General features: G+C 71.3%; 10 protein-coding genes. 1 reads left to right on the top strand and 9 read right to left on the bottom strand.

Annotated features, from left to right (window positions below; genetic code table 11):
- Positions 1-164: 164 nt before the first annotated feature.
- On the top strand, positions 165-6,092 hold the full coding sequence (mobF, locus tag PD653B2_RS25860; RefSeq protein ID WP_085872270.1) for a MobF family relaxase: 5,928 nt from the start codon (positions 165-167) through the stop codon (positions 6,090-6,092).
- A gap of 466 nt (positions 6,093-6,558) precedes the next feature.
- Here the strand turns inward: mobF and PD653B2_RS09745 are convergent, their stop codons facing one another.
- From PD653B2_RS09745 to PD653B2_RS09775, 9 genes are all read right to left on the bottom strand, one after another.
- On the bottom strand, positions 6,559-7,362 hold the full coding sequence (locus PD653B2_RS09745) for a M48 family metalloprotease (protein WP_085872186.1): 804 nt from the start codon (positions 7,360-7,362) through the stop codon (positions 6,559-6,561).
- A gap of 142 nt (positions 7,363-7,504) precedes the next feature.
- Entirely contained in the window at positions 7,505-7,852 is a 348-nt protein-coding gene (locus tag PD653B2_RS09750) for a hypothetical protein (RefSeq protein ID WP_085872187.1), read from the bottom strand.
- A gap of 5 nt (positions 7,853-7,857) precedes the next feature.
- Positions 7,858-8,559, bottom strand: coding sequence for a hypothetical protein (locus PD653B2_RS09755; RefSeq protein ID WP_085872188.1), 702 nt, complete (start codon positions 8,557-8,559; stop codon positions 7,858-7,860).
- Positions 8,556-10,034 (bottom strand): type IV secretory system conjugative DNA transfer family protein, encoded by a 1,479-nt coding sequence (locus PD653B2_RS09760; RefSeq protein ID WP_165763409.1) that lies wholly within the window; start codon positions 10,032-10,034, stop codon positions 8,556-8,558. Before PD653B2_RS09760 ends, PD653B2_RS09755 begins: the two co-directional genes overlap by 4 nt.
- A complete protein-coding gene (locus PD653B2_RS24880; protein WP_165763410.1) occupies positions 10,031-10,315 on the bottom strand; it encodes a hypothetical protein in 285 nt (94 codons plus the stop codon). Before PD653B2_RS24880 ends, PD653B2_RS09760 begins: the two co-directional genes overlap by 4 nt.
- A complete protein-coding gene (locus PD653B2_RS24885) occupies positions 10,312-10,914 on the bottom strand; it encodes a hypothetical protein (RefSeq protein ID WP_165763411.1) in 603 nt (200 codons plus the stop codon). The genes PD653B2_RS24880 and PD653B2_RS24885 overlap by 4 nt, the downstream gene beginning before the upstream one ends.
- A gap of 76 nt (positions 10,915-10,990) precedes the next feature.
- Complete coding sequence (locus tag PD653B2_RS09765; protein WP_085872189.1) at positions 10,991-14,140, bottom strand: peptidoglycan DD-metalloendopeptidase family protein; 3,150 nt, start codon at positions 14,138-14,140, stop codon at positions 10,991-10,993.
- 28 nt (positions 14,141-14,168) lie between these two features.
- Complete coding sequence (locus tag PD653B2_RS09770; RefSeq protein WP_165763412.1) at positions 14,169-15,704, bottom strand: ATP-binding protein; 1,536 nt, start codon at positions 15,702-15,704, stop codon at positions 14,169-14,171.
- The gene (locus PD653B2_RS09775; RefSeq protein WP_085872190.1) at positions 15,704-17,209 is read right to left on the bottom strand and encodes an SCO6880 family protein; all 1,506 of its coding nucleotides are present in this window, start codon (positions 17,207-17,209) and stop codon (positions 15,704-15,706) included. The genes PD653B2_RS09770 and PD653B2_RS09775 overlap by 1 nt, the downstream gene beginning before the upstream one ends.
- Positions 17,210-17,232 lie beyond the last annotated feature (23 nt).

Here is a 17,232-nt window from a genome sequence, read left to right on the forward strand (position 1 = left end):
CCCCAGCCGTCACCGACACCCCTCGGCGTCCCCCCAGATTTCCGCCAACTCCCAAGTGCCACACACCTCTTGCATTCTCGGTCTGCCGAATAGAAAGAACACACCAGAAATCTGGCCGGAAGTGATCGCACAGCCCGCCCGCGCGCACGTAGGTGACCGTGACGATGAGCCTCCACAAGCTGACGGCGGGGTCGGGGTACGACTACCTGACCCGCCAGGTCGCAGCGATGGACGCCACCGACAAGGGCCACACCGGACTGGCGAGCTACTACACCGAGAAGGGCGAGACCCCCGGGGTGTGGCTCGGCTCCGGCATGGAGGGACTCGAGGGACTCGACGCCGGCGACATCGTCACCGCCGACCACATGCAGAGCCTGTTCGGCTCCGGTCACCACCCGCTGGCCACCCAGCAGACCAAGGACCTGGACCTGCGCATCGGCCGCCCAGCCGACGGGGGTGGCGTCGACCGGCCGACTGACGCGGAATACAAGACGGCCCGCCAGCTCGGCACGCCGTACAAGGTCTACGAGAACGACATCAGCCCGTTCCGGATCGAGGTCGCCAAGCGCATCGCGGCCCTCAACGAGGCCGCCGGCCTGCCGGGTGACTGGCCGGTCCCCGCGGCCGACCGGGCCAAGGTCCGCACCGAGGTCGGCACCGAGTTCTTCCGTGCTGAGCACGGCCGCGAACCCGCCGACGCACGCGAGCTGGCCGCCGCGATCGCCAAGCACTCCCGGCCGAAGACCAACGCGGTGGCCGGCTACGACCTGACCTTCTCCCCGGTCAAAAGCGTCTCGGTGCTATGGGCGATCGCCGATCCGAAGACCGCCGCGGTGATCGAGCGGGCCCACCAGGCGGCGATCAAGGACGCCCTAGGCTTCATCGAGTCCAAGGCCCTGTTCACCCGCCGGGGCACCGACGGCGTGCGCCAGGTCGACGTCCGCGGCCTGGTCGCCACCGCGTTCACCCACCGCGACTCCCGCGCCGGCGACCCCGATCTGCACACCCACGTCGCGGTGGCGAACAAGGTCCAGACCCTCGACGGCAAGTGGCTGGCCATCGACGGCCGGCCGCTGCACAAGGCGGTCGTCTCGGCCTCGGAGACCTACAACACCGCGCTCGAGCGGCACCTGGTCGACGCCCTCGGCGTGCGGTTCGAGGAGCGGCCCAACGAGGACGCCCGCAAGCGGCCGGTGCGCGAGATCGTCGGCGTCGACCCCGAGCTGAACCGCCGCTTCTCCAAGCGCCGCGCCAACGTCGAGGACCGCCGCAAGGTCCTCGCGGCCGCGTTCCAGGCCACCCACGGGCGGCCTCCCACACCGGTGGAGACGATCCAGCTGTCCCAGCAGGCGACGCTGGAGACCCGCGAGGCCAAGCACGAGCCGCGCTCGCTGGCCGAGCAGCGCGAGACCTGGAGCCGTGAGGCCATCGAGGTGCTGGGCACCCCGCAGCGGGTCAAGCAGATGGTCCACGGCGCACTGAACCCGAAGGGCGCAGCGCGGTCGCTGGCCGACTCGGCCTGGTTCGCCAAGACCACCGACCGGATCGTGGCGACGATGGAGGGAGGCCGCAGCACCTGGCAGTACTGGCACGTCTACGCCGAAGCCCAGCGGCAGGTCCGAGGCGCCAACGTGCCCACCAACCAGGTCACCCAGGTCGTCGACCTGCTCGTCAGCGAGGTCCTCGACGGCCGCTCGGTGAGCATGGCCCGCCCGTGGGACACCATCAGCGAACCGTCCGAGCTGCGGCGCGCGGACGGGGCCTCGGTCTACACCCAGAGCGGCGCCGAGCTGTTCACCTCGGGCAAGGTCCTGGCCGCCGAGCAGCGCCTGGTCGACGCCGCCGGCCGCCACGACGGGTACGCCGTCGAGGCATCCTCGGTCGACCTGGCGCTGCTCGAGTCGACCGCCAACGGCATCACCCTCAACGCCGGACAGGCCACGCTGGTCCGCGAGATGGCCACCTCCGGCGCCCGGCTCCAGCTGGCGATCGCGCCCGCCGGATCCGGCAAGACCACCGCGATGCGCGCCCTGGCCAGCGCCTGGACGGACGGCGGCGGCACCATCATCGGCTTGGCTCCCTCAGCGGCGGCCGCCGACGCCCTGCGCTCCCAGATCGACACCCAGACCGACACCCTGGCCAAGCTGACCCACTCCCTCGAGCAGGCCCGCGAGACCGGAGCCGCGATGCCCGCCTGGGTCGCCGGCATCGACTCCTCCACCCTCGTGGTCATCGACGAGGCGGGCATGGCCGACACCCTCTCCCTGGACACGGCGGTGTCCTACATCCTCGAGCGCGGCGGCAGCGTCCGCCTGATCGGCGACGACCAGCAGCTCTCCGCGATCGGCGCCGGCGGCGTGCTGCGCGACATCCGCGCCACCCACGGAGCACTGCAGCTGACCGAGCTCGTCCGGTTCAAGGACCCCGCCGAGGGCGCCGCCTCGCTCGCGCTGCGCGAGGGCAAGCCCGAGTCGCTCGGCTTCTACCTCGACCGCGACCGGGTCCACGTCGGCGACCTGGCCACCATGACCGAGGACGTCTTCGCGGCCTGGCAGGCCGACCGCGCCGAGGGTCTGGACTCGATCATGCTCGCCCCGACCCGCGACCTAGTCAGCGAGCTGAACCAGCAGGCCCGCGCCCACCGGCTCGAGGGGATCGACCCGGCCGACGTCGCCGCCACTGGCCCGGTTCGCCGGCTCGCCGACGGCAACGAGGCCTCGATCGGCGAGCTGATCATCACCCGCGAGAACGACCGTCGCCTGCGGACCTCGGCCACCGACTGGGTCAAGAACGGCGACCGCTGGCACGTGCTGGAGATCCACGACGGCGGCGAGCTCACGGTCCAGCACATCCAGCACGGCCGCACCGTGCGGCTGCCCGCTGACTACGTCGCACGGTCCACCGAGCTCGGCTACGCGTGCACCGTGCACACCGCCCAGGGCGTCACCGCCGATACGATGCACGGCCTGGCCACCGGCAGCGAGTCGCGCCAGCAGCTCTACACGATGATGACCCGCGGCGCGCACGCCAACCACTTCTACCTCGAGGTCGTCGGCGACGGCGACCCGCACTCGGTGATCCACCCGACGCTGGTCCGGCCGCTCACGCCGACCGACATCCTCGAGTCGATGCTGGCGCGCGACGACACCCAGCGGTCCGCGACCAGCCTGCTGCGCGAGCAGGCCGACCCGGCCACCCGGCTCGGCGAGGCCTCCCAGCGCTACCTCGACAGTCTCTACGTCGCGGCCGAGGACCTGCTGCGCCACGACACGATCGCCGGCGCCGACGGCACCCCGGTCAACGTGGTGGACGCCCTGGACAACGCGGTCGAGACACTCGTCCCCGGCCTCTCGGAGGAGGCCGCCTGGCCGACCCTGCGGGCGCACCTGCTGCTGCTCGGTGCCGCAGGTGAGAACCCGGTCGACGCGCTCCGGGGTGCCGGCGGCGACCGGGAGCTGGAGAGCGCGCACGACCGCGCCGCAGTCCTCGACTGGCGCCTGGACGCCTCGGGGCTGCGCAACGCTGGCGCCGGCCCGCTGCCGTGGATGCCTGCGGTGCCGGCCCGGCTGGCCGACGATCCGCACTGGGGCGCCTACCTCGCTCAGCGCGCGCACCTGGTCACCGGCCTCGCCGAGCAGGTCCGCGCGCGGGCGACCGACCATGCCGCGCTGCCGGCATGGGCCCAGAACGGCCTGCGGCCCGAGGCCGCCACGGTCGCCAACGTCGAGGTCTGGCGGGCCGCCATCCAGGTCCCGGTCGACGACCGGCGACCGACCGGTGCACCGCAGCTGCAGAAGGCCTCCGCGACCTGGCAGCGACGGCTCAACCGCGCCGTCACCGGCGACCACACGCCGGCGCTCAAGGAATGGCGCCAGCTGCTCTACTCGCTGGCCCCGCAGGTCCGCGACGACGAGTTCACCCCGCTGCTCGCCGAGCGGCTGGCCGCGATGTCCCGCGCGGGCGTCACCGCCCACGAGCTGCTGCGCACCGCCACCGCGGCCGACCACCCGGCCGGGCCGCTGCCCGACGAGCACGCCGCGGCGGCCGTGTGGTGGCGCATGGCCCGTCAGCTCACCCCGGCCGTGGCCTCCCAGATCGGCGACGGTTCCCACGGTGAGAGCGTCACCACCGAGTGGACTCCGCGACTCGCGGATCTGCTCGGTCCCGAGCGCGCCGCGAGCATCCAGGCCAGCACCTGGTGGCCCGCGCTGGTGTCGAACGTGGACCACGGCGTGCAGCGCGGCTGGCAGGTCGCGGCCCTGCTGGGTGCCGGCCGGGCGATGCCGAGCGACGGCTGGGAGGGCGTCGACGAGTGCCAGGCGCTGGTCTGGCGGACCTCCATCGCGCTGGAGACCGCTCCCGACGAGCACGCGCACGAGTACCACTTCGACGAGCCGCCGGCAGACCTGTGGGACGGGATCGAGCCGGACCCGGCGACGCTCGTCGACCACGCCACCGACACCGACTGGGCCGACTGGCCGCTCGCCGAGGACCGCGGCCCGTACGACGAGCACCTGGTCGACGCGCCCGCCGAGGCCCTGGTCGACGTCGACGCCGGCGACCTGGTCGACGTCGACGAGGACCAGTTCGTCGAGCCCGACCTGACGCTCACCGCCTACATCCGCGACCTCGGCGGCAGCCGACTGGAGCCCACCGACGCCGACCTCCGGGTCATGTGCCAGCGGGCCGAGGAGTGGCAGTCCTCCCCCGTCACGCGGGAGCGCATGCTCGAGATCAACGACATGGCACAGGCCTTCTTCGAGGCCCGGTTCACCGACTCGTGGGGCCGCGACTACCTCACCGGACGGTTCGGCAGCGACCTCGCCGGCGACGAGCGGTTCCGTCCCGGTCAGGCGCCAGCCGGGTGGACCAACCTGGTCCACCACCTGCGCGGCGGCGGTGTCAGTGACGCCGAGATGGTGGCCACCGGCGTCGCCACCGAGGCCAGCACCGGTCGCCTCATCGACCGGTTCCGCGACCGCGTGATGTTCCCGGTGATCCACCAGGGCGAAGTGCTCGGCTTCGTCGGCCGCCGCCGGCCCGACCTCACCGACGCCGACAAGGGCGGCCCGAAGTACCTCAACACAGCCGACACCCCGCTCTTCCACAAGGGCGCCCAGCTATTCGGTGTCGTCGACGAACTGCTCGCCGAGGGTGCGGTCCCAGTGATCGTCGAGGGCCCGATGGACGCCGTGGCGGTCACGATCGCCAGCCACGGCCTCTACCTCGGCGTAGCGCCGCTCGGCACGTCGCTGACCGATGAGCAGGCCGCCCAGCTGGCTGCCGTCGGCCGCGACCCGATCGTGGCCACCGACGCCGACCTCGCTGGCCAGGTCGCGGCCGAGCGGGACTTCTGGATGCTCACCCCGCACGGCCTCGACCCCGGCTTCGCGCGGTTCCCCGACGGCCTCGACCCCGCCGACCTGCTCGCCCAGCGCGGGCCCGCCGCGCTCACTGCCGCGGTGGCCAGCGGCCAGCCCGCCTTCCGCTCGCTCGGTGACCAGTTGCTCACCGAGCGGCTGGACAACCTCGCCCCCGAGCAGGCACATCTGGCCGCCATGCGGGTCATCTCGGCACGTCCCAGCCGCGCCTGGGAGCCGGGCGTCAACCAGGTCCGGGCCCGGCTGCAGTTCTCCCAGTTGCAGGCGCGACGGGACCTGCGCGACGCGATCAAGACCTGGGATGCCGACCCGCGGAAGGCGGCACTGGCCGAGCTCCACAAGAGCAGCGAGGTTCGCGCACGGCTCTCGGCCGCGGCCGAGAGGACCCCGGCCGAGCGGTGGGCCACCTTGGCTCGCGAGCTCGACCCGCGGCTGCTCGAGCAGGGCGACTGGCCGGCCACCGCCGCGATGCTGCAGCAGGCCCACGAGCAGGGTCACGACGTCGGCGCCGCCACGCGCGGCCTGGTCGCTGAGAAGCCCCTGGGCGACAGCCCTGCGCGTGACCTGCGCTACCGGATCGTGTCCCGCCTCGTGATCCCGATCGACACCGGCGAAGGCACCCCGGCGCCGACCCAGTCGCCGGGCGTGGCACGAGATCGGCAGGACGTGAACCGTCCGCGGCCGCCCCGCCGCGGTACCCCTCGCCGCTGACCCGCTCCGGAAGCCCGCAGGCTGGCGTCACGGTAAGACCAGCTGCACGAGCCTGTGGTCGCGGTGACAGCGGCCTCCGCAGCCGGTCTCGTCGATCAACGTCTTGGCCTCCAATGCACTATCAGCCGTCTGGTGCAGGGACACGGCTCCGTGCCGGTACCTGACAGGCCCAGAAGGTCTGCACGCCACCAACGCGATAGCTCCTTCGCCGGAGACCCACGGAGCGTCGTTCCAGATGCACTTCGCCATCGTCAGAAAGGTCCTGTGCTTACGTGAGCAATTGTGCTGCCGCCAAACTGGTCCCAGATCGGTTGGAGTCACGATCGTCATCCTCACGCAGCGAAGAAGCCAGGGTCTACCCAGGCCGCAGCCGACCGGATGGACTACGTCGGCTGCCAGCCGCTGAACGGGCCAACGAGGTCGGCCCGGCTGCTACCAGAGGTGTTTCGCCGCCGCGTTCGAGAAGTCACCCAAGGCGACGGCGCATGGCTGCGAGCCGCGCCTGCGGCTCGGGGTGGGTTGCGAACCACCGCCGCTCCAGCCGCGACCACGCGGGGCCGCCGTCGGGCGTCGGCCACGCCAGGCTTTTCTCGTAGAACCGCATCAGCTCCGCGGCCGCGTCCAGGTCGCGAGTCAGGTCGATGGCGAAGAGATCGGCGGCAGCCTCCTCGCGCCGGTCGAAGGTGAAGCGGAGACCGAGAAACGCCACGGCCGCACTCATCGTGGCCAGCAACGAGGGGCCGGCCAGCTGGGGCGAGGCCACAAGAGCAGCTGCAGTTAGACCAGCGCCTGCCAACACGAGGAGTAGGTAACCGACCAGCCACGAGTACCGCGCCGCCGCCGAACTGCGCTCGCGGCGGATGACGTGGCCGAGCTCGTGAGCGGCCAGGCTCTGCACCGCGCCGACGCTGAGGCCGGTGAGCGCGGCCCGCGCGAACACCACGGTGGGGGGACGACCAGCCCGGAAGCGGGTCACCGCGAGACCACCATCGCCCGCGGTCGCATCGGCTTCCCCGGCGACCGGGGCGCCCAGGATCGCAACGACGTCGGTTGCCGGAGGCGGGACGTTCGCGACTGCGGCGACCGCGGCCATCGCAGCGGCGGCCCGCTGCTGCAGCATGACTTCGACCGGGCTGGTTTGCCCGCTGGTGCGCCAGCTGACCGACCAGGCGAGCAGGACCTTCGCGAGCGCCACGATCAACAGAACGGCTCCGCCGAGGTAGGCGATAGCCACCACGATGAGGAGCGCTGAGGTCAGCTGATCCGGCATCAGTTCTACGCCTGGGTGGTCAACGGGGCGAGAACGCTCAGAATGGCTCTCCCACAACGAAGCAGTGTGTGACTACCCGCTGGCAGGGGTTTCCGTTCTCTCAGCGGCGTTCTGACGCCGTCTTGAGCCCGTCGTGCCCACTTCATGGCGATGCAGCGGGCGCGAGCTCCACGCCTGGGGTCGCCGACGTCGACGGGATTGCGCGGTCCTCGGCCGCTCGGCCGCGGGCGGCTGTCGCAGGCTCCTCGAGGTCCTCGGTCGCCCCGACCATCTGACGCTGCTCCTCTGTGCTCGGTACGCCGTAGCGGCGATCGGCCATCGCCTCGACCTGTGCAACGGCGTTCCACACGTCCTCACCCGAGCCGTGGGAGTAGCAGGCGTTGACGTGTTCGCGCGCGTGGCCGAGCTCCTTCTTGCTTGAGCGCGGGTGCTCGCCGAGAGCCTTGAGGGCGCGCTGGGCTCGGCGGATGGCCTCGGAGCGTTCGTTCATATGCATCACTCGCGGGGTCCCTTCTCGGTGCGGGTGCGCGGCTGAGCGCCGCCCAGCTCGTCGTCGTGGATCTCGCCGGTGTCGAGGTCGACGAGGCCGAGCCGCGGTGGACCGTCCGGTGACTTTTCGTGTGCCCGCCGGTTGACGGGCAGAGCGTCGATGTCTTGGGCAAACGTGTTCTCGCGGCGCTGTCGGCTGCCGTCGGCCAGGTGCTCGCTGTGGCGCGGCTTGGCCGGCCAGCTCTTGTGCTCGTCGTCGCAGTGGGTGCGCAGCCTGTTGCGCATCCGGTCGGTGAACGCCGGAAGGCAGTAGCGGTGCCACTCCTCGAGCGCGTCGCTGGTCATCGCCAGGCCGGCCCGCCGGCGCTGGTCGGCAAGGACGGCGATCTCGTGGACCAGGTGCGGGTGCAGAGGCCAGCAGCTGGGGATGAGCCCGGAGACGTCCCAGGTGTACTCGCGGTTGAGCCAGATCACGACGTCCTCGAGCCACTCCCACAGGTCGTGACGCAGCTCGGGGTCCAGGCAGGTTGCCGGCTCCCAGGGCCGCGACAGCAGCCCGTGGTTGCCGAGGGCCTTCTTCTCCTCCTCGGTGCCGTTGATGGCGATGTGGAGCTCGCGGTAGGCGAGCCGGACGTGGTCCCCGGGGACGGGGAACGGGAAGACCATCAGCGTGGGTGCCGCCCGGCGGGTCTGCTGCTCGGTGGTCACAGTTCACTCCTTGCGTGGTCGGTCTCGTCGTCGACGAAGCCGAGGCGGCGTGCCTCGACGAGCGCCGCGGTGGCTCGGGCCTCGGGGGTGATGACCATGCGCCGGTCGTTGGTGAGGCGCTCGCGCAGCGCCCGCTGGTCGGCCAGCAGGCGTTCCCCTGCCTTGCCTTCGACGCAGCGGTGCAGCTTGGCGATGATCGGCTTGCCGTTCTCGGCGACGACCAGAGCTTGGCGTTCGGGCAGTTGCCGGACTTCCTCGGGCCGCATGATCGGGATGTCGTCGCCGGAGAAGCTGCGCCCACCGCCACTGGCTCCGCCGGTGGAGTGGGTGACCCGCCCGATGCGGACCGTTCCGAGGAGGTCGGAGATCTCCTGGTTGAAGGCGACGTCCTTGGAGCCGCCGAACATCACCAGGGCGTTGGTGAGGCCGAGCAGTGCTCGGGCCTCGTGCTCACCGAAGATGCTGGTCAGCTGGGGCCGAGTCTGGGCGGCCCAAATGAACGACAGCCCCAGGGCGCGCTCGTTGGCCATTCGGGTACGGAGGGTCGGAAGCGGCGCGGTCGACGGCAGCTCGTCGAGCACCGAGACCAGGGGCGGGCACAGCCGGCCGCCCCACGGGGAGCTGTTGGCCAGCAGCAGGGCGGTGTCCAAGACGTGCTCGGCCACGGCGGTCATCAGCGGGCTGGCCGAGGCGTAGGGGTCTTCGCGGCCGAGCAGGTAGATGGTGCCGCGTCGACGGATCACGTCGGCGAGGTCGGTGGCGGGACGTCCGGGGCTGGGAATGCACCGGCGGCGGATGTCGGCCTGGAAGAACAGCGAGACCGCCTGCTGCACCGTGGTGACGGTGTTGCCGGCGGTGCGGTCGTCACCGTTCAGCGCACCGTGCAGGAGGCCGTGCCAGAACGGCTCAGCGTGCGGGTGCCGCCGCAAGATCTCCATCGGCTGGGTGGCTGCGGTGGGGTTGGCGACCCACTGCAGCACGTCCTCAAGCGTCCTACCGGTCAGCGCCGCGGCGTGGAAGTAGCCCTGCAGCACCTTCGCGGACTCGGCGGCGTAGAACCGCGCAGCATCGTCGCCGGTGCCGCCGGTGATCGCGCCCTTGACGGTGCCGGCGGTGAAAGCCTTGGCGCGCCGCTCGGCGACCTTGGGGTCCACGCAGCCGGCGATCGGGTCCCAGATCAGCTCGTCGACGACGCCCTCGGCCAGTCCGAAGGGGTCGAGCACCACGCAGGGCCGGTCGTCGCGGGAACGCTCGGTGAGGCTGAGCAGCAGGTCCTCGACCTTCGTCAGTGTCACCAGGGCGGCACCCGGAGCGCCGAGCAGCGCAGGGGTGAGCAGGTCGAGGGTCTTGCCGGATCCCTGCGGGCCGATTACGCCGGCGGTGCGGTCCCACGGCACCCACAGCTCGCCGCCTCGCGGCTCGTGGGCATCACCGATGCGCCAGCCCACGTCCCAGGGGTCGAACCTCAGCTTCATCGCGCCACCTCGGGAACGGTGTCCCCGCTCGGGGCGAGGCAGCGACGGCAGATCACCGCACGGCCGTGGCGTTCTTTTGCTCGGCGACCGAGGAGCGGGAAAGAGGCGTCGGACAGCAGGTCGCGCGCCTCGCAGAGGAGTTCCACCTGGCCGGCAGCCACGTAGTAGTGGCGCTCGACGAGGACCGGCCGGTGTCCGCGGCGGCGACAGCTGATGCCGCTCCGACGGCGGCGGCAGGTGCGAGGTGACGGGTTGCCGTGCAGTGGGGTCTCGTTGCTCATCGGTCTTCCTTCGTTCGGCGGCCGTCCAGGAGCCACGGGCTGAGGCCGTGGCCCAGCTGCGGGCCGGGTTGTTCGGTGAGGTCGCCGGCGGTGCGCTGGACCGGTGCCGGTGTCGCGGCGGCGTGCTTGCCGTAGAGGTCCGGGCGGACGATGCCGGCGACCTTGCGGAGCCGGGTGACGCCGAGCAGCTTCTCGGCCTCGGCTGCGGTCGCCATGCCTCGCATGCGGCCCGGGCCCCAGCGCTGGTAGGCCCGCGCGCCGAGCCAGATGGTCGCGGTGAGCAGCGCGACCTCGGCCAGGGCGAGGCTGACCCAGACCAGGCCGCTACCGGCCAGACCGTCGGACGTGGGGCTCGGCAGCCCGGCGTCGGCGTGTCCGCCGAGGACGCCAGGAAGGCTGGTCCAGAAGGCGGTGCCGATGGGTGAGGGGAACGCGCCGGCGTTGGCGTCGGGCCATGTCCATCCGGCGCCGGCGAGCAGATTGGCGACTGATCGTCCGAGCTGGATGCCGATGACACTGACGAACAGGGTCGCCAAGGCCACCGCTACGGGGATCTCCCAGGTCCACGGGTAGGGGTCTCGTCGTCGCTCACGCTGCATCGTCTCGCCACCTCCAGGCGGTCGTGGGTCGTTGGGCCTCGCTGGTCACCTATGTGCCGTCAGTGCTCCGGTGCGATCACACGGCGCGGCTCGGGCGTGATGCGTTCTCTGCGAGCCAGGCCGAGGGATCGACGTTGTCGGGGCCGTAGATGGAGCCGTTCTTGAGGTGGACCTCGAAGTGGAGGTGGCAGCCGGAGACGTTGCCCTCCTTGCCGATCTGGCCGATCGGCTCGCCGGCTGCGACGGTCTGGCCGCGGCTGACGCTGACGGTCGCCATGTGGGCGTACCACGTGGTCAGGGACCCGGCGCCGGTGGTGACCTTGACCAGCTGCGGCCCAGCCCAGGAACGCTGGGTGGTGTCGATCTCGATGGTGCCGGCGTGGGCGGCGTAGACGGTGGTTCCGCAGGGTGCGGAGAAGTCGGTGCCGGTGTGCCACTTGGACCAGTACGCGCCGGTCTCGTGCCAGTTGTGGTTGTCGGGTCCGACGTACTGCGCGGGCACCGGATAGACGACCTCGTCGCAGGAGGCGCCCTCGAGGCCGACCGGCTGGACGGAGGCGCCGGGCTTGACGTTGATGTGGACATGGTCGAGGTGGTTCTCGGTAGCGCTCCCCCGGTCCTCCATCGGCCGCCAGCCCTCGCCTGCGCGGGCGACCGACCAGATCCGCTGGTACCAGATGATGTAGTCGATGCCGAGCTTCTGGGCATTGGCCTTGGCGTAGGCGGCGAGACGGTCGCCCTGCGCGCGGCCCGCCGCGCTGAGTGGCACCATGAAGTCGGCCGCGAGCCCGGCCGGGTGGCCGTTGGGGTCGGTGGCGCTCTCGCGGTAGCCGCCGACGGTCTTGATGTCGAACATGGGGCCGAGGATGTTGACCAGCTGGGTCAGCTGCGGCTTGACTGGGCCGAGGTTGTACTTGGCCTCCGCGGTGTCGGAGTCGACTGCGCACCCGGCGCTGCTGCCGGCGGTGGTGGCGGTCACCAGCGGGTGGTCAGCGATCTTGCTGGCCTGGGTGCTGGTGTCGACCGCGGCGCTGGCCCAGGTGAGGTTCGCGCCGTAGACGTGGTCGATCGGCGCGTCCTGCTTGGGCTTCTTGCAGGGGTCGGCAGAGCCGCCGAAGGCGTTGCTCAGCTCAGGGGTCAGTGCGCAGTGCGAGGAGTTGTTGCCGTCCTTGCCGTCGTTGAAGTCGCCCAGGATCACCGCAGGGGTGCCGGTGCCGGCGAGCTCGGTCATCGTGGCCAGCTGGCGGCGCAGCGCCTCCTGGCGGTGCCCGGCGGCGTTTCCTTGAGTGTTGGCCGGGTTGTGGATGCTCCAGACCCAGATCACCTGCCCGGTGGTCGTCGAGGTCAGCTGCACCAGGGGCATGCCGACGTCCTTGCCGCCGAAGTACGGGATGTCGACGAGGCGCTCGTCGGTCTGCTCCCACTCGTTGCGGTCCCAGATCACCCCGTTCTGTGCCTTCCCGCTGGCCGGGTAGATCCCCCACTTGGCCGCGTACTGGTTCTCCAGCGCCTGGGCCTGCGGGCCATGCACCTCCTGGAGGCCGGCGATCGTGACGCCGGCGTTCTCGATCGTGCGCATGGCGCCGGGCAGTCGCTTGTCCCAGGTGTCGTACCCGGGCCGCTCCCCCGGCTTGTCGGTGTGGCCGGCGCCGAGCAGGTTGAGGGTGCCGACGGTGATGGGGTTGACGGTCTCGCCCTGGCAGTTGGCGACGTTCGTGGTGGAGCCGTCGTCGGGCAGGTCCGGCAGGTCGCCGCCGAGCAGATCGGTGATGTCGCCGGCGACGTCCTCCCACTGGGCGTAGGCGTCGGGGTAGCCCGAGCGCTGGACGGCCTGCACGGCCTGGGTGAGCGGCATGTTCTGCCAGCCGGGGATGTCGAGGAGGCCGGGGCTGCCGGTGTGCTGGGCCTGGCCGAAGAACGCGCGGGCCGCGAGGACGGGGTTGGTGATCTCGGCCCGGCTTCCCCAGCCGGCCGAGGGGCGCTGCTGGAACAGGCCGCCGGAGTCGCGGTCACCTCCGGTGAGGTTGACCAGCTTGGACTCCTGGATCGCGGCGGCGATCGCGATCTGCAGCCCGTAGCGGGGAATCTCGAGGTCGCGGGCGACCTGGGCGATGGTGATCGCGTTGCGGGCCTGCTCGGCGGTCATGGTCGGGTAGTTGGACGCGAACCGCAGCCGCATCAGCTGGGCGAGCACGTCGCCGGCCGGCGTCTCAGCGGACGTCCGGGCGGTGGTCGCCGCGGGCACGATCCCGTCGGTCGTGGTGGTGGTGGTCTCGGGCGCGCTCTCCGGGCCGGCGCCGTTCATCGCGATGCGAGCCGAGAGCCAGTGGTGATCCGACACCATCGTGCCGTCCCAGCCCTGCTCGAGACGGGCGCCCTGGTGGTGCGGGAAGAAGATGAAGTCGACGCCGTGGTTGTGCCATCCGTAGCCGGCGGCCTTCATCTTCGCGGCCGCCGTCCAGGGGATGTCGGTGTAGGAGGCCTGGGTGTTCATGTCGCCGCCGATCAGCACCGGACCGTGGGCGGCCAGCGAGTTGCGCAGCTGCAGCAGGATGTCCATTCCGGCGCCGTACTGCTGGGGCCGGGTCAGCGGCGGGTTGCCGTGCTGCTTCGGCCAACGGTGCGGGTTGGTCATGTGGTGGGTGGAGACCACCGAGACCACGGAGCCGTCGGCGCGGCGCAGCATCACCCATGTCGCGAAGCGGTCCCACGTGACCGGACGCCCGTCGTAGAAGGTCTTGTCGTCGTCGACGAGCTGGACCCGGCCGCCGTTGACCTTCGTCCAGGTCGAGCTCTTCCAGAGCACGACGTTGCCCATGGCCTGCTCGGCGCCGGTGCCGGTGCCGGCCGGGGCTGCCACCCGGAAGGCCGAGTAGCCCGGCGTGGCGGCTTCGATCTGCTCCAGGCTCCAGCCGCTGGCCTCGTTGAGTGTGACGAACTCGGGGTTCTGGGACAGGACCTTGGGCATGGAGGCCCGGAACCCGTCGAGGCCGGAGCGGCGCGGGATGTTGGCCTGCGCCATGGTGATCTTGCCGTTGACCGGGCCGCCCACCGGGCCGTCGATGGCTCCGAGGTCACCGAGCTCGGTAGGCACGGTGCCTTGGCTGCTCTGGGTGCGGCACTCGGCGGCCGCGGTGGACGTCATCACCACCATCAGCGTCACGAGGAACGGCAGCCCCATGAAGATGATCAGGACGGGCAGTCCCGCGAGCAGCAGCTTCTTCATGACAGGTCAGTCCCGAGGTCGCGCGCGCTCAGGCGGCGGACTCGATGGCCTCGTTGGTGTAGTAGAGCTTCTTCTCCAGCGGGTGGAGCACCGTCTGGACCTTATAGGTGGCGTCGCCGATGCACCACAGGGCGCGGCCCTTGTCCTGCATGGCCCACCCGGAGACGAGGTCCTGGGCGATCGGGCCGAGCCCGAGCATGGAGTCGAGCTCGCGGGCGACACGGGGCTTCTGGGCACCGAGGATCTTGATGTCGGCCAGCTCGAGGAGGTCCTTGGCGATCATCGCGGCCTGGGAGTCGGCGTCGCCGACCGAGAGCAGGTCGGAGGGCTTGTGGAGGTTGCAGAACTGGATGTCGCCGCCCTTGCCGGCCATGCCGCGTGAGAGGCGCAGGTCGGCGTCGAAGCTCGCCACTGCGGCGGTTCCGAGGCGCATCTGCTTCCAGACCTCGTCGCGCACCACGATGCGCAGGTCGCCTGGCTCGGCGATCTCCCGCAGACCACGCCCCCAGGAGTTCATGCACAGCAGCGCGATGCCCACGGCCTCATCGCCCAGGCCGTCGAGCCGGGAGAGGCTGAACGACTGGATCGGGGCCCGCCAGTCGACCTCGATGTTGGTGAAGTCGTCGAAGAGGCCGGCGAGGGTGCCGGTGACCAGCTCGCCGAGCGCGTTGCGCAGCAGCCGGGTCTCGTCGATGAACTGGCGGGTGTTCGCGTACTCGCAGGCCCGGACGAGCTCCTCGGTGGGGTTGCGCAGCAGGTCCCACAGCCGCGGGATGGTCGTCTCCTGCAGGACGCTGTTGCCGGCGGCGTAGCCGGTGAGGATCGCCAGCGCGTTGCGCACGACGTCGCTCTCGTCGGGGCCGAACGGCACCCGGCGCTCGTCGTCGATCTTCATGCTGCCGACCAGGCCTCGGACCAGGACGAGCCACCGCTTGAAGATGATCGTGGCGCGGCGCTGCGCCTCCTCGGCCGAGAGCTTCTCCCACCCGTCGCCGAGCGGCCCCATGGACAGCGGGTTGACCCGGGCCCAGAAGCCGGGGGCGATGACGAAGGGTTCGACACCGAGCGCGCGGCACAGCGACTCGTACTCGTCCTTGACGTCGCCAGTGACCAGGGTGCGGTAGCCGAACGGCATCATCCGGGTGCAGAACGCCTTGGTGGTGCCGGACTTGCCACTTCCCGGCTTGGCGAACTGGAAGATGTTGGGGTTGGTCGCAGGTACGTCGTCGCGCAGCACCCAACCGAACGGGTCGCAGTAGAAGCTGCCGCCGGAGAGCTGGTCGACGCCCATCTGGGCGCCCGTCGGGGGCAGGGCGGGAGCGGAGACGAAGGGCCAGAACACCGGGGCCTGGTCGCTGGTCATCCGCCAGGCCGTCGCCGGGGCGGTGGCGGCGGCCCAGCCTCGGCCGCGGCGGGTGGCACCGCGGCGCGGCGCGTAGCGGAAGAGCCGGGGCTCCTTGGCCTCCGGGGCGAGCGTGGGGATCGTGGGCAGGTCGTGCCCGAAGTCGGAGAGAAGGGCAGCCATGTCGCGGCCGCCACGGCGGTTCCGGCGGGTGGTGGTCATCAGGCGTCTCCGCTCCGGGTCAGGCTCATGCCGAGGGGGATGGTGGACGCGGCGAACCCGACGTCCTGGGCGAGGTCGAGGCGCAGCGGTGCGAACCCGGCGCGTCGGACCGAGGCGTCCAGGCGGCGCCCGAACTCGGTGATCCGCATCGACTTTGGGACGGTGACCGTGCACACGCCGTAGGGCCGGGTCAGCGAGTTGCCGCGGGCCAGCTTGGCGTCCAGGCCGCGGGCCTTGTGGGCTTCGTCGCGCTGCTTGGCGCGGGTCTTGCGGCCGAGCTTCTCGTTCATCCCCTCGGCCAGGTCGGCGGCCCACTCGGCGTTGCCGGACTGCCGGTCGGCCTTGGTCTGGGAAACGATCGGGTACGCGACGACGAACGATCGCCGCTCACCGAACTCGCTGGGGGTGAGGATCGGTGCCAGGGCACCCATCGCGACGCCGCGGGTCGGCAGCTTGATGGTGGCGCTGACCGAGTTCCAGGCGTCGTGGCTGTAGTGCCGCACTGCGGCGTCGGCACCCGAGGGGCCGGCCATCGCCCACGGGACGTCGGCGTTGACGCTTGGGTCCTTCTCCCGCAGCGAGAGGGCCTCGACGATGCCGGCACGGTCGCCGGGGGCGAATCCGGTCCGGCAGGCCAGCGCGAGCTCGGGGCTGGTGAGCCAGCGCACCGTCGTCATCCCCATCGGGCCGCGCAGCTGGGCCTCGATCTCGGCCATGAGCAGGTAGAGCTCGCGGCAGCGGCCCTCGAAGCCGCCCCCGGACTCTTTGGCCGACCTCGCGATCCGGGTCTCCGGGACCAGGATCGTCACGAACTGCTCGGTGCGCACCGATGCCTGGGTGAGGCCGTGGGCCAGGTCGCTGTTGACGACCTCCGACAGCTCCGGGGCGTTGGGGCGGCGGTGGCGGTTGACCCACAGGTCGCGCTCGGCGCCGTCCTCGGGAACGGTGCGCACCATGAAGAGGATCTCGTCGACCTTCTCTGTGCGACCGGCGACGTCGAGCAGCCCGGCCAGGGCCTCGCCGTAGCGGGCGCGCTCTTCGGTGTCCTTCATGCCGATGCCGGGGTGCACGATCGAGGCCGTGACCGCCCAGGTCTTCATGGCGTGGTCCTCGATGATCGCTACGCGCTGCAGCTGCGAGCCGTGCGGCGGGCCGTCGTGGATCTGGACGCCCTGGAGGACCCCGGGCAGGTCCGGGGTGTCGAGGTCGTCGCCGCGGCCTTGGGTGGCCTTGGCACGGAACGAGGTCCAGCCGAACAGGCCGCCGACGGCGTACATCGTCGAGGCGAACACCCAGCCGGTGGCCGAGCGGCCGCGCACCGGGATCACGGTGATGGCCAGCAGGAACACCCAGACCAGGGCGAACAGAAACGCGGAGAACCACGCTCCGCGGCTGATTGCCCAGAACGCCGGCAGGCTGGCCAGCGCCAGGAACATCAGCTGGCCTCCGGAGAGGCCGAAGAACCAGCCGATGCGGTCGCGCTGGTAGTCGGCGTAGGTGGTCATCGTCGGCTTCCCTTCTGGTCAGT

Source organism: Nocardioides sp. PD653-B2 (genome assembly GCF_002117935.1).
Classification (GTDB): Bacteria; Actinomycetota; Actinomycetes; order Propionibacteriales; family Nocardioidaceae; genus Nocardioides.

Bases quoted from the DNA above. Each gene is read 5' to 3' on its own strand.
- mobF (WP_085872270.1), top strand. From the start codon at position 165: ATGAGCCTCCACAAGCTGACGGCGGGGTCGGGGTACGACTACCTGACC.
- PD653B2_RS09745 (WP_085872186.1), bottom strand. From the start codon at position 7,362: ATGCCGGATCAGCTGACCTCAGCGCTCCTCATCGTGGTGGCTATCGCC.
- PD653B2_RS09750 (WP_085872187.1), bottom strand. From the start codon at position 7,852: ATGAACGAACGCTCCGAGGCCATCCGCCGAGCCCAGCGCGCCCTCAAG.
- PD653B2_RS09760 (WP_165763409.1), bottom strand. From the start codon at position 10,034: ATGAAGCTGAGGTTCGACCCCTGGGACGTGGGCTGGCGCATCGGTGAT.
- PD653B2_RS24880 (WP_165763410.1), bottom strand. From the start codon at position 10,315: ATGAGCAACGAGACCCCACTGCACGGCAACCCGTCACCTCGCACCTGC.
- PD653B2_RS24885 (WP_165763411.1), bottom strand. From the start codon at position 10,914: ATGCAGCGTGAGCGACGACGAGACCCCTACCCGTGGACCTGGGAGATC.
- PD653B2_RS09765 (WP_085872189.1), bottom strand. From the start codon at position 14,140: ATGAAGAAGCTGCTGCTCGCGGGACTGCCCGTCCTGATCATCTTCATG.
- PD653B2_RS09770 (WP_165763412.1), bottom strand. From the start codon at position 15,704: ATGACCACCACCCGCCGGAACCGCCGTGGCGGCCGCGACATGGCTGCC.
- PD653B2_RS09775 (WP_085872190.1), bottom strand. From the start codon at position 17,209: ATGACCACCTACGCCGACTACCAGCGCGACCGCATCGGCTGGTTCTTC.